This window comes from Streptomyces sp. NPDC005805 (assembly GCF_040630445.1).
Classification (GTDB): Bacteria; Actinomycetota; Actinomycetes; order Streptomycetales; family Streptomycetaceae; genus Streptomyces.
Map to the genome: position 1 here is coordinate 84995 of NZ_JBEXXN010000003.1, position 22129 is coordinate 107123.

The following is a 22129-nucleotide window of genomic DNA, read 5'->3' on the forward strand; positions in this document are numbered from 1 at the left end:
GGTACGGTCACCCCTGTTGAACGTGTTCAAAACAGGGGGTCGGGATGGTCACGGCTACGACGGACGGGCCCCGGCCCGTGCGGCACCAGGCGTACGAGGGCTGGGTGTGGAGCGCGGTCCTCGCCGCGGCCTCGGCCTGCGGCGGGCAGCTCGCCGTCCTGCTGGCGGTGTTTGCCCTGCTCCCCGCGCGGGAGGAGACGTACTACGCCCCCGGCCCGGCCATCGGCGTCCTCGTGATGTTCCCCTGCGTCCTGCTCGCGCTGGTCCTGGCCGGGTTCGCGCACGCCTGGGCGCTGGCGCTGCCCGCTCTCGCCCTCGGCCGTGCCGCCGCCCGCCGTGCCGGTGACCCCGTCCTCGGCTGGGCCCTCGCGGCCACCGTGCCGCTCGCCGCCGGATACGCCCTGGCCGCACGGCTGCTCACCGGCACCCCCTGGCTCCCGGCCCTGCTCTGGATCGCGGGCGGCAGCGCCCTCCCGGTGCTCGCCGCGGTGTGGACGGTCCACCGCAGGGCGCGCGGACGGCTCGCCTCCCACTGGCGGATCGTCGGGGAGTGGACGCTCCTCACCCTCGGCGGCCTGGCACTCGTGCCCCTCGCCCTCTGGTTCGGGACCTCGACCGGCCACCTCGCCTCCTACCGGCCGCCCGAGATCGGCCGCGCCGAGGCCGTGGGCACCTGGCGGGACGAGGACGGCGACACCGTGATCCGCCTGAGGGCCGACGGCACCGCCTTTCTCTCCGACGTCCCCCACGAGGGCGGCGAGTTCTTCACCACCACGTTCTGCGACGGCACGGGCACCTGGGCCCATGACGCGGGCGACGGGGACCGGCGCGCGGGCGTGACCGTCGACGCGCCGCCCGGCTGCGGCGCGGCCGCGGACCGGTCCTGGCTGTTCGCGGGCACGAAAGAGAAGCCCGAACTCTTCGTGGTGATCGGCGATCCGGACGCGGGGGAGCTGTACGTCCTGCGGAAGCAGGAGCCGTAGGGAGTGTCCGGAAGGTCGCGCCGTTCGCCCGGACGCCGCGAACCAGGCGAGAGACGTCCCGGACACGACCTAACGGCCCCGGTGGGGGTTCAGCCCCGGGCGACCGCGCGGGCGATGCGGCCCGCGTCCAGGGCCAGTTCGCGGAGCATCCCGCTGATCGGGTTGGTGAAGCCGGTGAAGTACAGCCCGGGGGCCCCGGCGGTGCAGCGTCCGCCCCGGACGCGCGGGCGGCCGGACGGGTCCAGGACGTCCAGGTGGCCCACGAGCCCTTCCAGGGCGGGCCGGTAGCCGGTCGCCGCGATCACCGCGTCCGGCGCGAGCAGGGTGCCGTCCGCCAGGGTCACCTTGGTGTCCTCGAACGACTCCACGGCGGCGACCACTTCGACGGCCCCCTCCCGCACGGCGGCGGTCAGCCCGGGGTCCAGGACCGGGGTCGCGCCCGCGCGGGCTCGGGTGGCCAGGCCGGTGGCGGGGCGGGGCAGCCCGTGCGCGGTCAGGTCGGGCACGGTCAGCCGGGTCAGCACCCGGCCCGCCCCGTCCGCGACCGGCAGCGGGAGCCGCCGGATCAGGATGGCGGACCGCTGGGACGGCCAGCCCATGGTCGACCGGCGCACCACATGCGGCGCGGTCCGCACCGCCAGGCGCACCCGCGCGGCCCCGCCCCGGGCCAGGTCGACGGCGATCTCCGCCCCCGTGTTGCCCGCGCCCACGACGAGGACGTCCTTGCCCGCGTACGGGCCGGGGTTGCGGTAGTCGCGGGAGTGGATCAGCTCGGGCGTGAACGCCTCGCGGCCGGGCCAGTCGGGAATCCGGGGGGTGTGGTGGTGGCCGGTGGCGACCACGACCGCGCGCCCGGTCAGCTCACGCCCGCCGCTGGCGCGCAGCAACCAGTCGCTCCCGTCGGCGCGTTCGATCCGGGAGACCTCCACGCCGGTGACGATCTCCAGCTCGTGGTGCTCCGCGTACGCGTCCAGGTAGTCGACGAGGTCGTCACGGGCGACCCAGCGGCCGCCGGCCCGGGGGATCGGCAGGCCCGGGAGGGCGGAGAGCCGGCGGGTGGTGTGCAGGCGGAGCCGGTCGTAGTGGCCGCGCCAGGACGCGCCCACGGCGCCGGAGCGCTCCAGCACGACGGCCCGCACACCCCGCCCCCGCAGTGCGGCGGCGACGGCGAGACCCCCCGGTCCGCCGCCGACCACATAGACGGGCCGGTCGTCCGTGCGGTCGATGCCCTTGATGCTGCCCATTTCTCCGGCCATGAACGGAGAGCGTAAATCTTCCGATTTCTTGATGGGTCTCAGTCAAGACCGGGTTCGGTTGCGAAAAGGTCACGCTCGGGTGACCGCGCCCCGACGGAAAGTGACGCCATGTCAGGAAACGAGGTGTCCGGGGTGCGGGCGCGCGGTCACGGCCAGAGGAGTTCCCGCAACCAGCCCCCGGTGCCGTCCCCGCCGTCCCGCCGGTACCGCAGGCGTATGTGCCGGCGCCGGGTGTCGCCCTGGAAGAACTCGACCTCGCGCGGCCGCAGGACATACGCCGTCCAGGTCGGCACGGGGGTGTCCGGCTCCGCCTGCGCCCGCTCCCAGGCGGCCTCCGAGGCGCGCGCCAACTCGGCTGCCGAGCCGAGGACTTCGCTCTGCCGTCCGGTGAGCGCGGCGGCCAGCGCCCCGGTGGACCGGGCGTGCAGATCCGCCTGCCCCTCGGCGGACGGGCGGGCCGTGACCGTGCCGCGCACCCGGATCTGCCGGGCCTGCGCGGGCCAGTAGAAGCCGAGCGCCGCCTCCGGGCGGGCCGCGAGCTGGCGGCCCTTGGCGCTGGTGGCGTGGGTGGCGAAGTGCCAGCCGTGCTCGTCCGCGTCGTGCAGCATCAGGGTGCGCAGATCCGGTCGGCCCTCTTCGTCGGCGGTCGCCAGGGTGGCGGTGTGGGGCTCGGTCTGCCCGGCGGCCACCGCCTCCGTGAACCACCGGTGGAACAGGGGGAGGGGGTCGCCGGGTGCCGCGTCCGGGTCGAAGGAGGGCAGCTCCGGCAGGTCCCATACGCGCTGGGCGCGCAGCAGGTCCCGGAACTCGTCCTGGGTGACGCTCTGGTCCGGGTGCTCCTGGTGTTCCTCGTGTTCCTTGTGCATGGCCCCATTGAAACGCGCGGCGGCGGAAACGCGCGGCGGCGGAAACGCGCGGCGGCGGCCACCTCATGGGGTGGCCGCCGCCGGTGTGACAGGACGTGGGGTCAGTGGGGCGATGCGTTACCTCGTCGGCTTCCTGCCGGTGATGCCCAGGTGCACCAACAGCGCGAGATTGGGCTTGAGTTCGGCCTGCTTCACACCCCAGGTGCTGAAGCCCTTCTGGTGCGAGGCGACCGCCGCCAGCATCGCGACCAGGGAGCCCGCCATCGCGCCGGGGCTCACGTCCTTGTCGACCTTGCCCTTGGACTGGAGTTCCGCCACCGCCTCCGAAAGGGAGTTGGTGACCGAGGTCATGATCTTCATGCGGATCTTGTAGAAGCGCTTGTCGCCCTCCGCCGCCCCGAGGTCGACGACCCGGAGGATCGCGTCGTGGCGCCGCCAGAAGTCGAGGAATCCCTCGACGAGTTCCTCGGAGGTGAGCCATCCGGCCTTGCCGGTCCAGGAGCGTCCGGCGACCAGTTCGGTCAGTGACGCCCCCTCCTTGGCCATTTCCTCGGCGAGTTCGAGGACGGCGCCTTCGACGTCGGGGAAGTACTGATAGAACGTCGCGGGCGAAGTGCCCGCTTTCCGTGCGACGTCGATGACCTTGACGTCCCGGTACGGCGAGGAGCTGAGCATCTCGCTGAGGCAGTCGAGCAGTTTCTGCCGCGTCGCCTGACCGCGTCGACCGGCCACGCGACCGTCGACGGTGCGTACTTGTCCTGTCATGCCGTCAGCTTACCGAGGGGTGATCAGCGCGCGATTCGGCCGACTGCAAATGGGGTGGCGGTCCACAGAGGGGCAAGTGTTATCAACAGCCTGTGGACAAAATCCGTGGACGGAGTGACGCCGGAACCCCCTGAAAGAGGGGTGCGAGCCCGGCAAAAGGTCATCTTTCGATTTTTCGTTCGAATGGATTTCGCGCGCATCGGCCGGGCCGCCGTTAGCTTGAGTGTGACGGGCACCATGGTGAAGGGATCACGTCGATGGCCGGATTCGTACCGGGAACACCGTGCTGGGTGGACGCGGCCCTCCCTGATGTGGCAGCGGGCAAGCGGTTCTACGGCGCGCTGTTCGGCTGGACGTTCACCGACCGCGGCGGGGAGCGGCTGCCGGGCGGCGGTACGCGGGGGCGCTGGGCGGACGCGTACAGCGACGGGCGGCTCGTCGCGGCGCTGACGCCCAAGCGGGACGGGCGGATGCCCACTGTGTGGGGCGTCTACCTGGCCACCGAGGACGCCCGGAGCACCGCCCGGCTGATCACCGCGAGCGGCGGGCAGGTGATCAACGACCCGCTGCCGGCGGGCACGGACGCGGTCACCGCCGTGGTGGCGGACCCGGGCGGCGCGGTCTTCGGCCTGTGGCAGGCGGGGGAGCGCGAGGGCTTCGAGAAGCACGGGGACCCCGGTTCGTACTGCTGGACCGAGGTCTACACCCGGGCCAGGGAGCGGGTGGACGCCTTCTACGAGGGGGTTTTCGGCTTCCAGGGGACGGACCTGCACGGGCTCGGTTCCGAGGACTTCCGCATGTGGTCGCCGGCGGGCACGGAGCCGGGCGAGAGCTCCGCGGTCGGCGGGCGCAGCGTCATCGACGACTCGCTCCCGGCGGAGATGCCGGGGCACTTCCTCGTCTACTTCCGCGTCGAGGACTGCGACGCGGCGGCCGAGACGGTCGCCCGGCTGGGCGGCCGGGTGCGGACGGCACCGTACGACATCCCGTACGGGCGTATGGCCGTCTTCGCCGACGACCAGGGCGCGCAGTTCGCGGTCCTGGCGGAGGCGGCGGCGCCCTCGGGCGGGGGCGGTACGGGTGCCGCGAGCGACGACGAGGGCCGGCCGCACGACGCCCCGGGCCCGGTACGGGCCCCGGACCCCGAACCCTCGGCCCCCGCCCGGGCCGAGCCCGCCACCGACCCCGCCCGGGCCGAGCCCGCCACCGGCAGGCCGGACGACGCCGACGACAGCGAGCCCGCGGGCCCCGCCGGGCCGCGTGGCAGCGACGGCGCTGAGCCCGCCGGCTCCGCCGGTGGCCCAGGGCGGGGCGAGGACGGCGAGGAGCCTGCGGATTCCGCCGGACCGCCGTCCAGCAGGCCGGACGGCGAGGGTGGTGAGCCCGCCGGGGGCTCCGGGCCGACTGACGGTGGCGCCGGGCCCGCCGAGTCGGGCGGTGGCGACGACGGCGACTCGGACCCCTCGGACGGCGACGACACCCCGGCCCCGCGCGGGTGATCCGCGCGAAGCGCGGGTCGGCGAGGGGTGCGACGGCGGAGGGCCCGCCGTGCCGGGCGGGTGGACGCCCGGCACGGTGCTCGGGCGGTCGGGGTGGGCCCGGCCCCGTCGGCGGCTCAGGGCAGGGTGGCAACGGCGGCGAGCCTGCCGAACCGGGCGGCGACGAGGACGAGGCCGGCCCGGACCACCCGGACGGCGACGACACCCCCGCCCCACGCGGATGACCCCGCGCGGCCCACGACGGCGGCGGCTACGCCGAGCCGGGCGGCTGGACGACCGGTCGTCCGGCGCGCCTCCGGAGCGCAGCCACCAGGGCCCGCGACGGCGGGAGGCTGCGGGCTTCGTCGGCCTCGTCGGGGGATCAGGCCGGGCCGGTGACGGCGGCGAACCTGCCGAGCCAGGTGGCGGCGAACGCCCCGCCCCATGCGGACCCACGCGGAGCGGGCGTTCGCGCGGCCCATGACGGAGGCGAGTGCCGAGGCGAGCAGCCGGGGCCGGGCCCGGGCCCCGCAGACCGGCGGCGGGCCGCCGCCCCCGCCTCGCCGCCGTGTCCGATAAACGGTGAGACACCCCGATCCGCCCCCGGGTTCGCAACAGCCGCCCCGGACAGGAAGAATCAGGGTGCTCACCGCTGAGGGCTCGATGGTGAGACCCTGCACGGGGCGGCAAGAGACGGGCTCCACGACGAATGGGCCCGTACGGGGAGGTGGGACGCAGGTATGGAGGCGCTGACGCAGCACGACCCGAGACGGATCGGTCCGTTCGAGGTGCTGGGCCGGCTCGGGGCCGGCGGCATGGGACTGGTGTATCTCGCACGGTCGGCGTCCGGCCGCCGGGTGGCGATCAAGACGGTGCGCACCGAGCTCGCCGAGGACCAGCTCTTCCGGGTCCGCTTCACGCGTGAGGTGGAGGCCGCGCGCGCGGTCAGCGGGTTCTACACGGCCGCCGTCGTCGACGCCGACCCCCGCGCCGCCGTGCCCTGGCTCGCGACCGCGTACGTCCCCGCGCCCTCCCTGGAGGAGATCGTCAACGAATGCGGGCCGCTGCCCGCGCAGGCGGTGCGCTGGCTGGCCGCGGGCATCGCGGAGGCCCTGCAGTCGATCCACGGCGCCGGTCTGGTGCACCGGGACCTCAAGCCGTCGAACGTGCTGGTCGTCGAGGACGGCCCGCGGGTGATCGACTTCGGTATCGCCTCCGGGGTGTCCAACACCCGGCTGACCATGACCAACGTCGCCGTCGGCACCCCCGCCTACATGTCCCCCGAGCAGGCGCGGGACTCCCGCAGTGTCACCGGGGCCAGTGATGTCTTCTCCCTCGGCTCCACCCTGGTCTTCGCCGCCACCGGGCACGCCCCCTTCCACGGCGCGAACCCCGTGGAGACCGTGTTCATGCTGCTGCGCGAGGGGCCGGACCTGGAGGGGCTGCCCGAGGAGCTGCGGCCGCTGATCGAGCACTGCATGCAGATGGACGCCGGGCTGCGGCCCTCCCCGGAGGACCTCCAGGCGCAGCTGGCTCCGCATCTCTTCTCGTCCGGGCACGACGACAGCGGTACCGCGTCCGCCTGGCTGCCCGGCCGGGCCACCGCCATGATCGAGACCCGTCGCGGCGGGGGCGGGCGCACCCCGGGGCGCGGCCCGGCCCCGTCCCGTCCGCCCGAACCGCCCCGGCCCCCGCACGCCCCGCCCGCGCCCGAGCCCTCGTGGGCGGCGTCCGGCGACCCCCGGGGCGGGGGAGCGGCCGGTGGCAGCGGGCCGGTGCGCCTGGCGGGCGCGGGCGTGGCGATCGGGCCCGGCCCCCGCGTCGCCGACGCCTCCCGCGCGGCCGCGGTGGACGCGGGACCGGCCACCGGCTGGATCCGCCCGCCCGGCGGGGTGAACGGCTCCGAGGCGCACGGCGCGGCCCCCGCGCCCCAGGCTCCGCCGGTGCCGCAGCAGGAGGGCGGCCCCGGGCACTGGCGTCCATGGCGCTTCCGGATGTCCAACGACGTCTGGGGGACCCCCGCGGTCGACGGCGAGCTGCTGTACGTGACCTCCTTCGAGGTGCACGCGCTGGACACCGGCACCGGCCGCCGCCAGTTCAAGACCCGGGACGTCGCCTGGTCCATGGCCGTGGACGGCGGACGCATCCACGGCTCCGACGGGCCGACCCTGTACGCCCTGGACGCGGGCAGCGGCGCCGAGCGCTGGCGGCTGCAGAGCGACGCCTGGGTGTACTCGCTCAAGGCCGACCGGGGCACCGTCCTCACCGGCACCCGCGGTGGCGGGGTGCAGGCCCGGGAGGCGTCCAACGGCGAGAAGCTCTGGGAGATCACCGGCGCCCAGACCGACTTCGAGACCGCCGAGGCGGGCCCCGCGATCTTCGGGGACACCGTCTACGTGTGGAAGGACGCCCGGCTGCGCGCCCTGGAGGCCCGGACCGGCGAGGAGCGCTGGTCCTACCCGATCGGGGACGCGGCCTCCTGCGGAAACGTCCCCGTCCGGGTGGCCCCCGCGCCCGACGGCTACGTCTATGTCTCGGCCGGCACCCGGGTGCTCGCCTTCGACATCGCGACCGGGCGGGTGCGCTGGCACTTCGAGGCGCCGGCCGTCTTCCTCTGCCCGCCCGCCTTCGCGCCCGGCCCGGCCGTCACCGGCGGCGGGGTGTACCTGGCCGACTACCTCGGCACGGTCTACGCCCTCGACGCCACCACCGGCAAGGACCGCTGGCGGATCGCGACCGAGTCCCGGCAGTCCGTGGAGCCGGTCCTCGTCGCGGCCGGGAACATCCACGTCGGCAGCGGCAGCGCGCTCTACACGCTGGACGCCGTCACCGGCACCCCGATGTGGCGGTTCGCCGCGGGCGGGGAGGTCGTGGGCGCGCCGGTGGTCGCCGACGGGCGGGTCCACTTCGGCTCGGCCGACCACGTCCTCTACACCCTGGACGCGACCGGCGGGCAGCTGCGCTGGAAGCTGGCCACCGGCGGCGAGATCACCGGCTCCCCGGTGGTGCGCAACGGTGTCGTGTACGCGTGCAGCAAGGACCGCTGCGTCTACGCGCTGGACGCGGTCAAGGGCACGGCCACGGGCCGGGGCGCCGCCGCGCGCTGAGCCGCGGGCGCGCCCCGCGACGGGGGCGGGCGGCAGGTGGCGGGGCCACGGGGGCGGGCGTAGCGTCGGGACCGGGAGCGGTCATGACCTGACGGGGGGACGGCGCACGGCGCCGGACGACCCCGACGGCTGACTCGGAGGAGGGCCGCTGATGGTCCGCAACGTCCTCGGCTCGATCCTCGCCCTCGCAGGAGCGGCGGCCGCCGTATGGAGCCCCTTCCGTGACTGGTACGACGGCCGTCCCGGCCGCGACTACCGGGTCCAGGACCTGTTCAACGGCATTACGGACACCGGGGCTGCCCTGGTCTCCTCGGTCCTGCTGCCTCTCGCCTTCGCGGCCCTGATCACCGTCCTCGGGGTACTGCTGCGCTCCCGGCTCCTGGTGGCCCTGTCCGGGCTGATCGTGCTGGGCTTCACCGTGCTGTGGATGGTGCGCCAGGGCCAGGCCGCCGGCAGCCTCTCGGTGGGCGACGCCGGCGGGCTCGGGGACGGGGTGGCGCTCGCGGCGGGCGGCGGGGTGGTGCTGCTGCTGGCCGCGCTGGTGATGAGCGGCCGTCCGCGCCCGGCGGGCCGGGATCTCGACGGGGAGCCGCACACCGTGCCCCCGGAGGACGACTGGGGCCCCTACGGCCCGGACCCGACCGGCCCGGTGCCCTACCGCCGGGGACCGTACGAACTGCGCCCGGACGAGGGGCCGCCGACGCTGCCCGATCACGGGCAGGAACCGTACGGAGGGCCCGGGCGGGACAAGCGGGACGAGGGGTGACTCCGCGCTGCTAGGGTGACGTGCGCTCGTCAATCGGGTCCAAGTCCTACCACTTTCAACGGGGGTTGAAACGTGAAGATTCGCCATGTCCGCGCCATCGCCGTATTCGGTATCGCGCTCGTCGCGCTGACCGGTGCCCGCGGTTCCGGAGGCGGCGGCTGCGACAACAGCAGCAGCTCCAGCAGTTCGAGCAGCGGCGGCAGCCACCGCGACGACGACACCTCCGGCGGCAGCGGCGGCTCGGTCCCGGGCGGCGGTTCGAGCGCCGACAAGGCGATCCGCGACGTCACGATCGACGAGTGCGCGTACGACGCGGCGACCAGGAACCTGGTCGCCCGGATCAGCGTCGACAACGACGCCCCGACCGACTACGAGTACCTGGTCACCCTGGAGTTCAGCGGCGACTCGGGCAGCACCGTCGTGCCCGTCACCGCGACCGAGTCCGGCATTTCCGTGACGGCCAACGGCACCGCGAGCACCGAGGTGAGCGCCCCGTACTCCGGCTCGGGCGACGGCTCCGAGTACACCAGGTGCGAGGTCGGCCGCGTCACCCGGAGCTGACCCCGCGCCACCGGCACACGGCACCGGCCCGGCACCGCATGCTCGCGGTGCCGGGCCGGGCCCGTTCTGTGTGCGGCGGGGCGGATCAGCCGTGCAGGCGGACCGGGATCTCCTGCCAGCCGTAGGCGATGAACGAGGGCACCTGCTTCAGCTCGCCCGGCTCCACCGCGAGCGCCAGGTCCGGGTAGCGGTCGAAGAGCGCGGGCAGGGCCGTGATCGCCTCCATCCGCGCCAGCGGCGCACCGATGCAGCGGTGCACACCGATACCGAAGGCCATGTGGTCGTCGGCGGCCCGGGTCGCGTCGAAGGTGGCGGCCGTCTCCCCGTAGTGCGCCGGGTCGTTGCCCGCCGCCGCGTACGTGGTGAGGATGGCGTCGCCCGCCGGGATCAGCGCCCCGTCGACCTCGACGTCCGTCACCGCGAAGCGCAGCGGCAGGGAGGCGATCGAGGGGTGGACCCGCAGCACCTCGTCGATCACCTGGTCCCAGGAGACCTCCCCGGCCCGCACGGCGGCCAGTTGCTCCGGGTGGCTCAGCAGGGCCACCACCGCGTTGCCGATCAGGTTCACCGTCGTCTCGAAGCCCGCGCCGATGACCAGCAGCAGGGTGTAGAGCAGTTCCTCGTCGCCGAGGCGGTCGCCGTCCTCGTCGCGGACCCGGATCAGCTCGGTGGTCATGTCGTCGCCCGGGTTCTGGGCCTTGTACGCGATCAGTCCGCCGAGCACCGCGCCGATCTGCTCCTGCACCCAGGCGGCGTGCTCGGGGGTCGGGTCGGAGGTGTCCATGATGGCGGCGATCAGCGCGGCGGTCGCCTCGTGCAAGTGGTCCGGCACACCGAAGAGTTCGCAGATCATCCGCATCGGCAGCGGGTGCGCGAAGGTGGCCTTCACATCGACCACCGAGCCGTCCGCGCCCGCCTCCGCCACGTCCGCCAGCAGTTCGGCGGTGATCGCCTCGACCCGGGCGCGCATCGCCTCGGTGCGGCGGGCGGTGAAGCTCGGGGCGACCAGCCGGCGCAGCCGGGTGTGGTCGCTGCCGTACGTGGAGAGCATGTTGACCACCCCGACCCAGCCGAGGATCCAGCTCCACTCGGGGGTTTCGAGGACCTTCGGGAAGAGCGCCCAGTGCTTGCGCGGGTCCTTGCTGACCTGCGGATCCAGGATCAGCCGCTTCAGGGTGTCGTACCCGGTCGGCGCCCAGGCCGGGATACCGCCTGGCAGCTCGACGGGCACGACCGCGCCCTGCGAGCGCAGCCGAGCGCTCTCGGCGACGATGTCGGCGCCGAACGGGTCGATGGCCACACGCGTGGACACGGTCATGCGCGGTCTCCTGCCTGGTCGGAAGCATCGGAAGCATCGGGGGAGAGCGAGGGGACGCGGTCGGGCGTGCGCGGGGTGAAGCGGACCGGCAGCGCGGTCAGCGAGCGGTGGAACGGCCCCGGCCGCCAGGTCAGCCGGTCACGGGCGACCACGGGCTCCATGTCCGGCAGCCACTGGGTCAGGCGCTCGACCGACTCGGTGGCGATCAGCAGCGCGGGCTGCTTCACCGGGCAGGCGTGCGGCCCGGCGCCCCACGACACATGGGAGGCGTCGTGCGGATGGTGGCCGCCGGCGAAGTCCTTCTCCGCGAAGTGCCCCATCGCGCCGAAGGAGATGACGATCGGGACGGCCGCCTGGATCCACATGCCGTGGAAGCTCACCGACTCCCGCGCGTAGTGCACCCCGTAGTTGGCCAGCGGGGTCTCGTACCGCAGCACCTCCATCACCGCGTCCATCACCGGGCGGGCGCCGGAGGTGAGGGTGGAGTAGTAGGCGGGGTTGCCCAGGATGCGGGAGAGGGCGTTGGAGATCAGGTTCGCCGAGGGCTCGTGGCCGGCGCCGAGGGTCAGGAACACCTGCCAGACGACCTCCTCAGGGGTGAGCCCCAGGGGGTGGTCCAGCAGCCGGCTGGTCAGGTCGTCGCCGCGCCGGGCGGTCTTGGCGGCGATCAGCTCCATGACGTACCGGCCGTACTCGGCCTCGCCCTCGGCGGAGCGCTCGCCGCCCTCCATCATCGCGCCGAGCGCCGCGTCCAGCCGGCCCGACTCACTGTCCGGCAGCCCGAAGAGGTTGTTGAAGACCAGCGCCATCATCGGCCGGGCGAACTGGGTGACCAGGTCCGCCTGTCCGTCCGGGCCGAAGCGGGACACCAGGATGTCCACCGCCTTGTGCACCCGCTCGCGCAGCTCGTGCGGCTCGACCAGGTCGAAGGCGTCCAGCAGGGTCTGCCGGTAGCGCACATGCTCGGCGCCGTCCGCGAACAGGGCGTTGGCGCGCCAGCGCATCATGCCGAGGATCGGGGAGTCCTCCGAGACGGTCTTCTCCCACGGGCGCGGGTCCGCCGAGAAGGTCTCGGTGTCGTGCAGCAGGTCGAGGGCCGCGCGCCGGTCGGTCACGATGTACGCGAAGACACCGGGCGCCAGTTCGGCCCAGCCGATCGGGCCCTGGGCGCGCAGCGTCGCGTAGTACGCGTACGGGTCGGCGGCGAAGCCGTCCTCCCACAGCCGGACCGGCGCGGTGAGGGTGAAGGCGTCCGAGCGGGCGGGGTACGCGGTCACGTCGCCTCCGGGGCCATGCGGTCGATCAGGTGCTGGACGAGGGCGAGCAGCGCGTCCACGGACGCGTTGGTGTCGCGCGCGTCGCAGGTGACGAGCGGGGTGTCGGGTTCCAGGTCGAGCGCCCGGCGCAACTGCTCCTCGCTGTAGCGCTTGGCGTCCGGGAAGGCGTTGAGGGCCACCGCGTACGGCACCCCGGACTCCTCGACGAGCCCGAGGACGTCGAAGGAGGCGTCGATCCGGCGGGTGTCCACCAGGACCAGGGCGCCGAGGGCCCCGTAGGCGATGTCGTCCCACAGCGGGCGGAAACGCTCCTGCCCGGGGGTGCCGAACAGATAGAGGACGACCGAGTCGCCGAGGGAGACCCGGCCGAAGTCGATCGCCACCGTGGTGGTGGTCTTGTCCCGGACCCCGGCGAGGTCGTCGACCTGGACGGACGCCTCGGTCAGATGCTCCTCGGTGTGCAGGGGGCGGATCTCGGAGACCGAGTCGATCAGGGTGGTCTTGCCCACCCCGAACGGGCCGGTGACCAGGATCTTCACCAACTCGCGGGCGGAGTCCGGCAGATGGGCCACGTCGGCGGGGACGGCGGGGCTGTGCATCCGGTCAGAGCTTGAGGGCGCGGAGGCCATCGGCCACTCTCTTCAGCAGGTCGCGGTCGGGCAGGGCGGCGGAGGGGACCGGCGGGCGGGCGCTCACCAGCCCCTGGTCGATCAGGGCGGCGGCCAGCACCCGCACGGCGGAGACCGGCAGGCGCAGCAGCGCCGCGCTCTCCATCACGGTCAGGGACCCGCCGTCCAGGAGGTTCAGCAGGGCGTGCTGGGCCGGGGGCAGCCCCGCGGGGGCGGGGCCGCCCGGTCCGGTCAGCACGGACAGGCGCTCCAGGCTGTTGCGGCTCGGCCGCGCCACCCCGCCCGTCGACAGATAGGCGGGGACCAGCGGGCGGCCGCCCCGGCGGCGGCCCGTCATGCCGGGAAGCCGCCGTCGGCGCGGGGCGCCGCGGCCATGGCCTTCTCGCCGAGCCGGGCGACCTGCGAGTGGACGCGGTGGCCCAGCAGGTCGAGCCGGACCTCGGGCCCGCCGTAGGCGGCGACACAGGTGCCGTGGTCGGTGGGCGCGACCAGGATGTAGCCGTGGTCGGACTCCACGACGACCTGCCGGAGCTGGGCCGCGGGGGCGTCGGCGAACGCGGCGGCCGCGGTGCGGCAGGCGCCCTGCACGGTCGAGACGATGGCGGCGACGCGTTCGGCGGAGTCCTGGGCGAGGGCCGCGGAGAAGCCAGACACCAGACCGTCCCGGGTCAGCAGCACGGCCGCGCGTACGTGCGGGATCTCCAGGATCGGGTCGAGCACCCAGGCGGAGTCACCGGTCTCGCGGGCGTTCATCGGGGGTCGCTCCCTTCGGGGGCGGCGGCCGCCTGGCGCGCCGCCCTGGTGGCGGACTGCAGGGCCCCGAGCGCCGCGGCGGACTCCTCGGGGGTGCGGGCGGGGGTGGCCGGCTGCCGGGCCGGCGCGGGGGACTGGGCGGGGGTGCGGCGGCGGCGCTGGGGGAGCGCCTCGTCGTCACCGTCGTCGGGGGCGGCGGTTCCGGGCAGGGCGGGGGGCGCGGTTGCCCTCGCCGGGACGGGTGCGCCGGAGACGGGCGCGGGGCGGGTCGGGGCCGTCTCGGGCCCGGGCCGGGGTGCCGTGGGCCGGGCGGGCGGCTCGAACGGGGAGCGGGGGCGCTCCCGGACGGCCTCGGCGGGGCCCGGGTGGGTGTGGTCCGGCTGCGGCTCGTGCTCGGGCTCGGCGGCGGGCCGGGTGGAGGGCGCTGCGCCGGCGGCGGCCGGGTGCAGCACGGGGTCGATGTACGACAGCAGGTGGTTCTTCACCAGCAGGACCGCGCGCACACCGCCGTACGGGGAGGGCGTGGAGAGGTCGACGGTCAGGTCGAACTGCCGGGTGAGCTGGCCGATCGCGGCGAGGCCCATCCGCGGCGGGTCGCCCAGCTCGGAGAGGAGGATCGGGTCGCTGCCCGCCACCATCCGCTGGGCGCGGGCGCGTTCGTCGGGGGCCATGCCCACACCGGCGTCGTCCACGGTGACGGTGACGCCGTGGTGGGCCCGCTCCAGGTTGACTACGACGGCCGTGTCCGGGGAGGAGTGGCGCAGCGCGTTGTCGAGCAGCTCGGCGACGATGATGGCGACCGGTTCGACCGCGTGCGAGACCAGCGCGGTGCCCGGCTCCAGGTGGTGGTGGACCTGGACGCGGTGGTAGCCGACGAGCCGGGCCTGGCCGCCGGTGACCGCGTCGACGAGGTGGGACTCCTCGCGGGCGAGGCCCACCCAGGCGCCGCAGACCACGGCGGCGACCTGCGCGCGGCGCAGGGACTGCTCGTTCTCGTGGTCGAGGGCGTAGAGGGTCTGCGCCAGTTCGGGGTCGTCGTAGCGCTGCTGGAGGCCGTGGAGGACGTCCTGGAGGCGGTAGAGGCCGGCCTGGATCTCGCGGGTGGTGCCCCGCATGCCGGCGCGGGCGGCGGCGTCGACCCGCTTGCGCTCGTGGGCGATGGCGCCGCGCAGGCTGTCGAGGACGCCGTCCAGTCCGGCGCCGGCGGGCCCGAGCGGGCCGGGCACCTGGATGTGCGGATGGGCGCTGCGGGTGGCCTCGGCGGGCATCCGGCGGTCGGTGAGGTGTTCCACCTCCGCCGCGAACGCCGCTCCCGCGCGCTCCAGTTCGCCGCGAGCGGCGTCCAGCCGCTCGCGCAGAGCCTCGATCTCGGTCTGCTGCCGGGCGCGGGCGCGGCGGGCGCGCAGCAGGCCGCCGCCGAGGGCGAACGCCGACAGTGTCCCGGCGGCCAGGCCGCCTGCGGCCAGCTCCGGTATCTCGATCATTGTGGTGGACCTCGGGGGAAGGCAGGGGGGTGTGATCCGCGCCGGGGACGCGGACCCGCCCAAGTACACACTGCAACCGTACGGTTGTGCTCGGTTTCCGCCCAAGATCCTTATGAAATTGTCCGAAGGCTGCCCTATTGCGGGTGAAGTGTCTGAGTGTGCATCAGGACACAATCGGTCGTTGAATGTTGACCTTCAGGACGCGCTGTCCGGCAAGCGGACGCGGCGGCGAGGCTCCCCTCCCCGCCGCCGCGTCCGTCCCCCGTCGGTTGGCCCCGGGACCGCCTCCGTGTCCCCCGTCGTGCGGTCCCGGGCCCGTCTCAGTCCCTCGGCGGAGGCGGGGAGTGGTGGTCGCCCAGGGTGGTGGCGCCGCCCTTGCCCTTGCCCTTGGGGGGCTTCACGGGGCCGTCGGCCGGCGGGGCCGGCGAGTGGTGGTCGCCCAGCGGCTTCACGGCGCCGTCCTTGGGCGGCGCGGGCGAGTGGTGGTCGCCCATCGTGGTGATCTCGTCGGGTGCGTTCTCGGTGCCGCTCATGTCGTCCCCCATGGATTCGACCGGTGTCTGTTCGGTGGCCTCCTGCCCGGCAACTCCCCCGAGGGTCGCCGGACAGAAGGCCGGTGGACCTTTCGGTCCCTGCGATCCGTCTGCCCCCCGACGCGACGCATCGCATGCCGAGGAGCATGTCGGACGAGCATAAACATTCGATGAACGACCTGGCCCGGCGTTTTTCCGGGGCCGGGGCCGGCCTTGGCCGGGGGCCCGGACCGCCCTGCGCCGGGCCCGGCGCAGGGCGCCGCGCGCCGGTTCGCAGGCGCGTCTCAGGCCGCCCGCACCGGCGCGGCCAGCAGCCGCCGGGCCTCCTCCGCCTCCGCCGTCCCCGACTTCTCCAGCAGGGACAGCGCCTCCCGCCAGCAGGCCCGCGCCCGGTCCGCCTGCCCCAGGGCGTCCAGCGCCCCGCCCAGGGTGATCAGCACCTTGCCCAGGGTCCGGTCCCCGCCGATGCAGCCGATCGCCCGCGCCTGCTCCGCGTGCTGCGCCGCGCGGGCCGGGCGGCCCGCCGCCAGATGCACCTGGGCGATCCGGAAGTGCGTGGTCCCCTCCCACAGGCGCTGCCGGTTCGCCTCGAACTGCGCCAGCGCCTCGTGGAGTTCCGCCAGGGCCTCGCTGTGCCGCGCGGCCGCCGTCAGCGCGATCCCCAGCGCGAAACGGGCGTTGGCCAGCCGCAGCCGGTGCCCTATGCGCTCGTACAGTGCCACGCCCTCCTGCGCCAGGGTGATCGCCTCGTCCGCCCGGCCGGTCACCACATGGACCCGGGACAGGTTGCACAGCGCGCTCGCCTCGCCCGGCAGGTTGCCGTCCGCGCGGGAGCCCTCCTGCGCCCGGCGCAGATACTCCTCCGCCTCCGCGTTGCGGCCCTGGTTGAACGCGATGATGCCCCGGTCGTTGTCCGACCAGTAGGCGACCGGGACCAGGTCCTCGGCCCGGTGCGCCAGCTCGGCCGCCCGCCCCGCCTCCTCGTCGGCCTCCGCGTAACGCCCGGCGACCAGATGGACGTTGGTGAGGGAGGTCCGGGCCCGGGCCTCGGTGCGCACGTCCCCCGCGGCGCGGGACGCCTCCACCGCCGCGAACGCGGCCGTCTCGTAGGTCTTCGCGTTCGCCCCGGACTCCGCCAGGTTCTGCACCGCCCACAGCAGGTCCACCGCGCGGCGCAGCTGCGCCCCCGGAGCCGCCTGACGGGCGCACGCCAGCAGGGAGTTGGCCTCCGCGTACAGCCAGTCCTGCGCCGCGCTGCGGTCGGCGAAGGCCAGGCCCGCGTCACCGGTCGGCTCCAGATGGTCCACCAGGCGGTCGCCGGGCCGCTCCATCGCGTACACCCGCGCGGCGGTCGCCAGATAGAAGTCCAGCAGCCGCGACAGGGCCGCCTCCCGCTCGGCCGGGGGCTGCTCGTCCCGCTCCGCGCACGCACGCGCGTAGAGCCGCACGAGGTCGTGGAAGCGGTACCGGCCCGGGGCGGCGGACTCCAGCAGGGAGGTGTCGACCAGCGCCTCGACCAGGTCCTCCGTCGCGTGCGGCGGCAGATCCAGCACGGCAGCCGCCGCGGCCAGCGAGATGTCCGGCCCGTCGGCCAGCCCCAGCAGCCGGAACGCCCGCGCCTGGGCGGGCTCCAACTGGCCGTAGCCCAGCTCGAAGGTGGCCTTCACCGCCAGGTCGCCTGCCTGGAGCTCGTCCAGCCGGCGCCGCTCGTCCGCCAGCTTGGCCGCCAGGACCGAGACCGTCCAGGTGCGCCGGGCCGCCAGCCGGGAGGCCGCGATCCGGATGGCCAGGGGCAGGAAACCGCAGGCGGCGACCACGTCCAGGGCCGCCTCGCGCTCCGCCGAGACCCGCTCGGCGCCCACGATCCGGGTGAAGAGCTGGAGCGCCTCGTCCGGGGACATCACGTCCAGGTCCACCAGGTGCGCGCCCGCGAGGTCCACCATCCGCACCCGGCTGGTCACCAGGGCGGCGCAGCCGGGGGTGCCGGGCAGCAGCGGCCGGATCTGGGCCGCGTCCCGGGCGTTGTCCAGCAGGACCAGGACGCGGCGGCCGTCGAGCATCGAGCGGTAGAGGGCGGCCCGTTCGTCCAGGGTGTCCGGCACCGCCGAGTCCGCCGCGCCGAGGGCCCGCAGGAAGGCGCCGAGCACCGCCTCGGGCTCCGCCGCGCGGCTGCCGGTGCCCTGGAGGTCCACGTACAACTGGCCGTCGGGGAAACGCGTCCGGGCCCGGTGGGCGACGTGGACGGCGAGGGTGGTCTTGCCGACGCCGCCGATGCCCGCGAGGGCGGAGACCGCCATCACCGAGCCCTCGGCGGTGGCGAGTCGGTCGCTCAGCTCCCGGACGAAGGCGTCCCGACCGGTGAAGTCGGGCACGCTCGCCGGGAGTTGGGCGGGCCGGGTGATCCGCACGGCGGGTGCGGGCTCCTCGGCCGGGGCGGCCAGTTCCGCGTCGGCTCGCAGGATGCGCTCCTGGAGGCCCGCGAGTTCGGGGCGCGGGTCGACGCCCAGCTCCTCGGCGAGGAGCCGGCGGGTGTCCGCGTACACGGCGAGGGCCTCGGCCTGCCGGCCGCTGCGGTAGAGCGCCAGCATCAGCAGCTCGCGCAGCCGTTCGCGCAGCGGGTGTTCGGCGGTGAGCGCGGTCAGCTCGGAGACCGCCTCCTGGTGCCGGCCGACCTCCAGGTCCAGATCGAGGCGGGTCTCCAGCAGCTGGAGGCCCCACTCGACCAGCCGGGCGCGCTGGTTCTCCGCGTAGGGGCCGGGGACGCCGGAGAGCGGTTCGCCGTCCCACAGCCCGAGCACCTTGTTGATCAGGGCCCGGGCCCGGGCGCGGTCGCCCGCCGCGTGCGCCTTGTACGCCTCGGCCGCCAGCTCCTGCGCCACCGCCAGGTCGAGCGCGTCCCGCTCGATCCGCAGCGCGTAGCCCCCGGACTCGCTGACCAGCGCCTCCGCGTCCAGCGCCTTGCGCAGCCGGGAGGCGTAGGTGCGGACGGCGGCCAGGGCCTGCGGGGGCGCCTGCTCGCCCCAGATCGCGTCGATCAGCTCGGAGGCGGTCGCGGTCCGCCCGTCGCGGAGCAACAGCGCGGCGAGCAGGGCGCGTTGCTGCGGGGAGCCGGGCGGCAGGGTCTCGGGGCCCCGCTTCACCCGGACGGGCCCGAGCACCGTGAAGCGCAGGCCGGCGCGCGGGCCGGTGCCGTTGTCGGCGCTCTCCTCGCCGTGCGGGCCGGTCCTGTCGTCCCCGCGCGGGCCGGCGCCGTCGTCGATGCGCGGGCCGGTGCTCTCCTCGCCGCGCAGGCCGGCGCTGTCGTCGGCGTGCGGAACGCGCTGCTTCGGTACATGTGGCCCGCTGTCACGGTCCATTGGCTGCCCCCTGCCGGTACTGCCGGAATCGCCCTCGACAGTCTGCCCTGTGGGTGGTGGCCGCGTCAGCAGCGGGAGGGCCCCTGCGGGGCTCCGGACATGTGACGCGTGTCCCAGCCGGATCGCCGCGCTGATCAGGGGCGATACACGGTTCCGGGCACCGGGCTCGCGGGGTGCAGGAGTTCGGGGACCGTGACGAAGGTGTAACCGCGCTTCTTCAGCTCGCTGACGATGCCGGGCACGGCGGGCACGGTGCCGTCGTAGATGTCGTGCAGCAGGATGATCCCGTCCCGGCCGGCCTGGTCGAGGATGCGCTTCTCGATCAGGGCGGAGTCGGTGGTCGAGTAGTCCTTCGCGGTGGCGCTCCACAGCACCTGGGAGAGGCCGAGTTCCTTGCTGACGGCGGTGACGTCGTCGTTGGTGCGGCCCTGCGGCGGGCGCATCAGGGTGGGCTTCTCGCCGGTGATCTCGGCTATCGCGTCCTGGGTGCGGCCCAGTTCCTCGCGTATCCCGTCCCTGTCGAGCCGGTCCAGGCGCTTGTGCGTCCAGGTGTGGTTGGCGACCTCGTGGCCCTCGGCGGCGAGCCGGCGGACGGTGTCCGGGTACTTCAGGACGTGGTTCTTGCCGAGGAGGAAGAAGGTGGCGGGCACCTTCTCCTTCTTGAGGTGGTCCAGGAGCGCGGGGGTGTCCTTGCCGGGGCCGGCGTCGAAGGTCAGCGCGATGCACTTCGCCTTCTCGCAGTCGACGGCGGGGCGGGCGGCCGCGGCCGCGTTGCGTCCGGCGGAACCGGGCTTCGGCTCGCGTTCGGCGGCCGCGCCCTCGGGGGCGTCGGCGCGGGCCTCGGCGGGCGACACCGAGCCGGCGCAGCCGCTGAGGGCGAGCGCCGTGAGCGCCACCGCGGCGAGGGCGGAGGCAACCCGGGACCGGGTCGCGCCCGTCTTCCGGGGTGACGGGGTCGTGGCGGCGGTGTCCGCCGGTCCGGCGGTGGACGCGGGTTCGGCGGTGGACGCCGGGGTCGGCGCGGTTGCGGGCATGGCGGTGGTCCCCCTCGGTGGTGGCTTCGGTGCGGTGGTGCGGGCGCGACGGGGTGGCGGCGGGATGCCGCGACGGGTCGGGCCGTGGGCGCCGCCTCGACTATACATAGCGCGTATACACGGGGTGTATAGGGGGGTGAGGGCCTTCCGGCCGACCCGACCCGGCTCAGGTCAGCGCCGCCGCCGTCGCCTCCGCGAAACCCCGGGGGTTGTCGAGCATCACGTTGTGCCCGCAGTCGGGGACGGCGACGACGGACACGCCCGCGGCGGTCAGCGCCTCGGCGCCGGGCAGCGGCCCGTCCGCCGCCGGATACAGGTAGGCGCGTGGCACCCTCAGCCGCGTCAGGGTCTCCCGCATCGTCGGCCGGGTGCCGCGCACCAGCTGTACCGCGCTCCGGTGCAGCGCCTCGCGTCCGGCCAGCCGCATCGTGGACCACCAGTGCGCGCCCGCCCGTTCGCGCACCTCGGCCCAGCCGCCGGCCAGGAACTCCTCCTCCGTGTACGCGGCGATGCCCCGGCTGCCCACCGCGCCCCGGGCCGGGGTCAGCGGGTCGAGGTTGGCGTCCACCAGGACCAGCCGGGAGACCAGTTCCGGGTGCCGGTCCGCGAGGACGATCGCGACCGAGCCGCCCATGCTGTGCGCGACGAACTCGGCGGCGGGCGCGTCTGCCGCGCGCAGGGCGGTGGCGAGGGTGTCGGCGTGCTCCTCCAGCGTGTAGGCGAAGTCCACCGGCCGGTCGCTGAGGCCGTGCCCGAGCAGGTCGACGAGGAGCGAACGCCGGCCGGCCAGCAGGGGGTGGAGGGCGACCTCGGTGAAGTACGGCCCGGACGCCGCCCCGAGCCCGTGCACATACACCCGCGCGGGCTCCGCCCCCGGCAGCTCCACCCAGCGGATCCGGTCCCCCTGCGGCGTCACCTCGGCGCTGCGCATCGCCGTACCTCCCCCTCGTGTGCCCCTGCGCGGCCCTCTCGTCGGGGCCGCGCGCCCGAGCGTAGAGCCCCGAAATCGCGTTGAGGGCGCGCCGGTGACGTGCTAACCCTTGCGGGTTCGAACAACGGGCCGGACAGCAGGTCGGACGCAGGACGACAGGGACAACGGGCAGGGGAGGGCGGGCCGTCATGGTGCGCGGAGAACTGGTGGGGCTGCGGGCCATGGGGCCGGGGGACGCGGACGCGCTGTGGCGCTGGAACCACGACGCGGAGGTGATGCGCTGGATGGACGACACGTATCCCGCCACCCGCGAACACGTCGAGAAGTGGCTCACCGACCGCCCCCGCAACACCTACGGCGACGTCCTCTTCGGCATCGAGGCGCTCTGGGACGGGGACGGCGCGGGCGACGGCGGCCGGCTGATCGGCCTGGTCGCCCTGCGGGACACCGAGCCGGAGACGGGGATCGCCACGCTCGACCTCTACCTCGGCGAGAAGGACTGCTGGGGCAAGGGCTACGCGACGGACGCGATGCGCACGGCCTGCCGCTACGGCTTCGACGCGATGCGCCTCCACAAGATCCGCCTCACCGTCGTCGCGGACAACCACGCGGCCCGCCGCGTCTACGCCAAGGTCGGCTTCGCCGAAGAGGGCCGCCTCCGCCAGACCTTCCGCCGCGACGGCGCCTGGCACGACGAGATCCCGATGGGGCTGCTGGCGGGGGAACTTCGGTAGGGGTGGGGTCTGCTTACGGGGTCTCCGCCCAGGTGTGCGGGTGGGGGTGCCCGGCGAACAACCAGCAGCCGTCGGCCCCACGGCCGGGCAGTCGCGCAGGGCGACCAGTTCCACGGCGGTCCTGCCGTTCCAGCGGATCCAGAGCGCGGTGCCCCGTTCGTCGAGATCGTCGATCAGGCCGTAGTGCTCGCCGTCCTCGTGCACGGAGAACTGGCACTGCACGGCACTGTCCACGCACTCCGAGGCGGACCTCGCCCGCGCTTCCCGCGCGAGGCCCAGGGGCAGCGTCCGCCAGTGG

The 22129-nt window shown here is 74.7% G+C and carries 18 protein-coding genes and 1 pseudogene; 6 read left to right on the forward strand and 13 right to left on the reverse strand.

Translation table 11 applies throughout. The features are described 5' to 3' along the window. The first annotated feature begins 44 nt into the window (after positions 1-44). A complete protein-coding gene (locus ABZ457_RS03010; RefSeq protein WP_359153220.1) occupies positions 45-983 on the forward strand; it encodes a hypothetical protein in 939 nt (312 codons plus the stop codon). An 89-nt stretch (positions 984-1072) separates the two neighbouring features. Here ABZ457_RS03010 and ABZ457_RS03015 read toward each other — a convergent pair whose 3' ends face one another. The 3 genes from ABZ457_RS03015 to ABZ457_RS03025 form a co-directional block, all read right to left on the reverse strand. Beyond that, positions 1073-2227 carry an NAD(P)/FAD-dependent oxidoreductase gene (locus tag ABZ457_RS03015; protein ID WP_359153466.1) on the reverse strand — a complete coding sequence of 385 codons (1155 nt, stop codon included), beginning with the start codon at positions 2225-2227 and terminating at the stop codon, positions 1073-1075. A gap of 158 nt (positions 2228-2385) precedes the next feature. Next, positions 2386-3105: a pyridoxal 5'-phosphate synthase gene (locus tag ABZ457_RS03020; RefSeq protein WP_359153222.1), complete on the reverse strand. Its 720-nt coding sequence runs from the start codon at positions 3103-3105 to the stop codon at positions 2386-2388. Between the two features lie 117 nt (positions 3106-3222). Beyond that, positions 3223-3870: a TetR family transcriptional regulator gene (locus tag ABZ457_RS03025; protein WP_359153224.1), complete on the reverse strand. Its 648-nt coding sequence runs from the start codon at positions 3868-3870 to the stop codon at positions 3223-3225. 257 nt (positions 3871-4127) lie between these two features. On the opposite strand from ABZ457_RS03025, the pseudogene ABZ457_RS03030 reads away from it, so the two are divergent. From ABZ457_RS03030 to ABZ457_RS03045, 4 genes and pseudogenes are all read left to right on the forward strand, one after another. Continuing rightward, a pseudogene (locus tag ABZ457_RS03030) lies at positions 4128-4913 on the forward strand (VOC family protein); the annotation flags it as partial. Between the two features lie 1175 nt (positions 4914-6088). After that, positions 6089-8455: a PQQ-binding-like beta-propeller repeat protein gene (locus ABZ457_RS03035; RefSeq protein ID WP_359153226.1), complete on the forward strand. Its 2367-nt coding sequence runs from the start codon at positions 6089-6091 to the stop codon at positions 8453-8455. A gap of 151 nt (positions 8456-8606) precedes the next feature. Then, positions 8607-9221 carry a hypothetical protein gene (locus ABZ457_RS03040; protein WP_359153228.1) on the forward strand — a complete coding sequence of 205 codons (615 nt, stop codon included), beginning with the start codon at positions 8607-8609 and terminating at the stop codon, positions 9219-9221. Between the two features lie 72 nt (positions 9222-9293). Next, on the forward strand, positions 9294-9782 hold the full coding sequence (locus tag ABZ457_RS03045; RefSeq protein ID WP_359153230.1) for a hypothetical protein: 489 nt from the start codon (positions 9294-9296) through the stop codon (positions 9780-9782). An 85-nt stretch (positions 9783-9867) separates the two neighbouring features. Here ABZ457_RS03045 and ABZ457_RS03050 read toward each other — a convergent pair whose 3' ends face one another. The 10 genes from ABZ457_RS03050 to ABZ457_RS03095 all read right to left on the reverse strand — a co-directional run bounded on the left by ABZ457_RS03050 (position 9868) and on the right by ABZ457_RS03095 (position 21097). Beyond that, positions 9868-11100: a cytochrome P450 gene (locus ABZ457_RS03050; protein WP_359153232.1), complete on the reverse strand. Its 1233-nt coding sequence runs from the start codon at positions 11098-11100 to the stop codon at positions 9868-9870. Further along, the gene (locus ABZ457_RS03055) at positions 11097-12377 is read right to left on the reverse strand and encodes a cytochrome P450 (protein WP_359153234.1); all 1281 of its coding nucleotides are present in this window, start codon (positions 12375-12377) and stop codon (positions 11097-11099) included. Before ABZ457_RS03055 ends, ABZ457_RS03050 begins: the two co-directional genes overlap by 4 nt. Beyond that, positions 12374-12976 (reverse strand): ATP/GTP-binding protein, encoded by a 603-nt coding sequence (locus tag ABZ457_RS03060; protein WP_359153236.1) that lies wholly within the window; start codon positions 12974-12976, stop codon positions 12374-12376. The genes ABZ457_RS03055 and ABZ457_RS03060 overlap by 4 nt, the downstream gene beginning before the upstream one ends. 4 nt (positions 12977-12980) lie before the next feature. After that, positions 12981-13343, reverse strand: a complete 363-nt coding sequence (locus ABZ457_RS03065; RefSeq protein WP_359153238.1) for a DUF742 domain-containing protein — start codon at positions 13341-13343, stop codon at positions 12981-12983. Then, on the reverse strand, positions 13340-13759 hold the full coding sequence (locus ABZ457_RS03070) for a roadblock/LC7 domain-containing protein (protein ID WP_018846997.1): 420 nt from the start codon (positions 13757-13759) through the stop codon (positions 13340-13342). The genes ABZ457_RS03065 and ABZ457_RS03070 overlap by 4 nt, the downstream gene beginning before the upstream one ends. Beyond that, positions 13756-15243: an ATP-binding protein gene (locus ABZ457_RS03075; protein WP_359153241.1), complete on the reverse strand. Its 1488-nt coding sequence runs from the start codon at positions 15241-15243 to the stop codon at positions 13756-13758. Before ABZ457_RS03075 ends, ABZ457_RS03070 begins: the two co-directional genes overlap by 4 nt. Before the next feature lie 320 nt (positions 15244-15563). After that, positions 15564-15776, reverse strand: coding sequence for a hypothetical protein (locus ABZ457_RS03080; protein ID WP_359153243.1), 213 nt, complete (start codon positions 15774-15776; stop codon positions 15564-15566). Positions 15777-16060: 284 nt separating this feature from the next. Next, on the reverse strand, positions 16061-19132 hold the full coding sequence (locus tag ABZ457_RS03085; RefSeq protein ID WP_359153245.1) for a BTAD domain-containing putative transcriptional regulator: 3072 nt from the start codon (positions 19130-19132) through the stop codon (positions 16061-16063). Between the two features lie 134 nt (positions 19133-19266). Beyond that, positions 19267-20166: a polysaccharide deacetylase family protein gene (locus tag ABZ457_RS03090; RefSeq protein WP_359153247.1), complete on the reverse strand. Its 900-nt coding sequence runs from the start codon at positions 20164-20166 to the stop codon at positions 19267-19269. Between the two features lie 166 nt (positions 20167-20332). Beyond that, entirely contained in the window at positions 20333-21097 is a 765-nt protein-coding gene (locus tag ABZ457_RS03095) for an alpha/beta hydrolase (protein WP_359153249.1), read from the reverse strand. Between the two features lie 188 nt (positions 21098-21285). Here ABZ457_RS03095 and ABZ457_RS03100 point away from each other — a divergent pair, with 188 nt between their 5' ends. Next, a complete protein-coding gene (locus ABZ457_RS03100) occupies positions 21286-21831 on the forward strand; it encodes a GNAT family protein (RefSeq protein ID WP_359153251.1) in 546 nt (181 codons plus the stop codon). Positions 21832-22129: the final 298 nt, after the last annotated feature.

Excerpts from the sequence above, each read along its gene's own strand:
- ABZ457_RS03080 (WP_359153243.1), bottom strand. The coding sequence starts at position 15,776 with ATGAGCGGCACCGAGAACGCACCCGACGAGATCACCACGATGGGCGAC.
- ABZ457_RS03075 (WP_359153241.1), bottom strand. The coding sequence starts at position 15,243 with ATGATCGAGATACCGGAGCTGGCCGCAGGCGGCCTGGCCGCCGGGACA.
- ABZ457_RS03085 (WP_359153245.1), bottom strand. The coding sequence starts at position 19,132 with ATGGACCGTGACAGCGGGCCACATGTACCGAAGCAGCGCGTTCCGCAC.
- ABZ457_RS03010 (WP_359153220.1), top strand. The coding sequence starts at position 45 with ATGGTCACGGCTACGACGGACGGGCCCCGGCCCGTGCGGCACCAGGCG.
- ABZ457_RS03070 (WP_018846997.1), bottom strand. The coding sequence starts at position 13,759 with ATGAACGCCCGCGAGACCGGTGACTCCGCCTGGGTGCTCGACCCGATC.
- ABZ457_RS03025 (WP_359153224.1), bottom strand. The coding sequence starts at position 3,870 with ATGACAGGACAAGTACGCACCGTCGACGGTCGCGTGGCCGGTCGACGC.
- ABZ457_RS03095 (WP_359153249.1), bottom strand. The coding sequence starts at position 21,097 with ATGCGCAGCGCCGAGGTGACGCCGCAGGGGGACCGGATCCGCTGGGTG.
- ABZ457_RS03050 (WP_359153232.1), bottom strand. The coding sequence starts at position 11,100 with ATGACCGTGTCCACGCGTGTGGCCATCGACCCGTTCGGCGCCGACATC.
- ABZ457_RS03060 (WP_359153236.1), bottom strand. The coding sequence starts at position 12,976 with ATGCACAGCCCCGCCGTCCCCGCCGACGTGGCCCATCTGCCGGACTCC.
- ABZ457_RS03090 (WP_359153247.1), bottom strand. The coding sequence starts at position 20,166 with ATGCCCGCAACCGCGCCGACCCCGGCGTCCACCGCCGAACCCGCGTCC.
- ABZ457_RS03100 (WP_359153251.1), top strand. The coding sequence starts at position 21,286 with ATGGTGCGCGGAGAACTGGTGGGGCTGCGGGCCATGGGGCCGGGGGAC.
- ABZ457_RS03040 (WP_359153228.1), top strand. The coding sequence starts at position 8,607 with ATGGTCCGCAACGTCCTCGGCTCGATCCTCGCCCTCGCAGGAGCGGCG.
- ABZ457_RS03015 (WP_359153466.1), bottom strand. The coding sequence starts at position 2,227 with ATGGGCAGCATCAAGGGCATCGACCGCACGGACGACCGGCCCGTCTAT.
- ABZ457_RS03065 (WP_359153238.1), bottom strand. The coding sequence starts at position 13,343 with ATGACGGGCCGCCGCCGGGGCGGCCGCCCGCTGGTCCCCGCCTATCTG.
- ABZ457_RS03020 (WP_359153222.1), bottom strand. The coding sequence starts at position 3,105 with ATGCACAAGGAACACGAGGAACACCAGGAGCACCCGGACCAGAGCGTC.
- ABZ457_RS03035 (WP_359153226.1), top strand. The coding sequence starts at position 6,089 with ATGGAGGCGCTGACGCAGCACGACCCGAGACGGATCGGTCCGTTCGAG.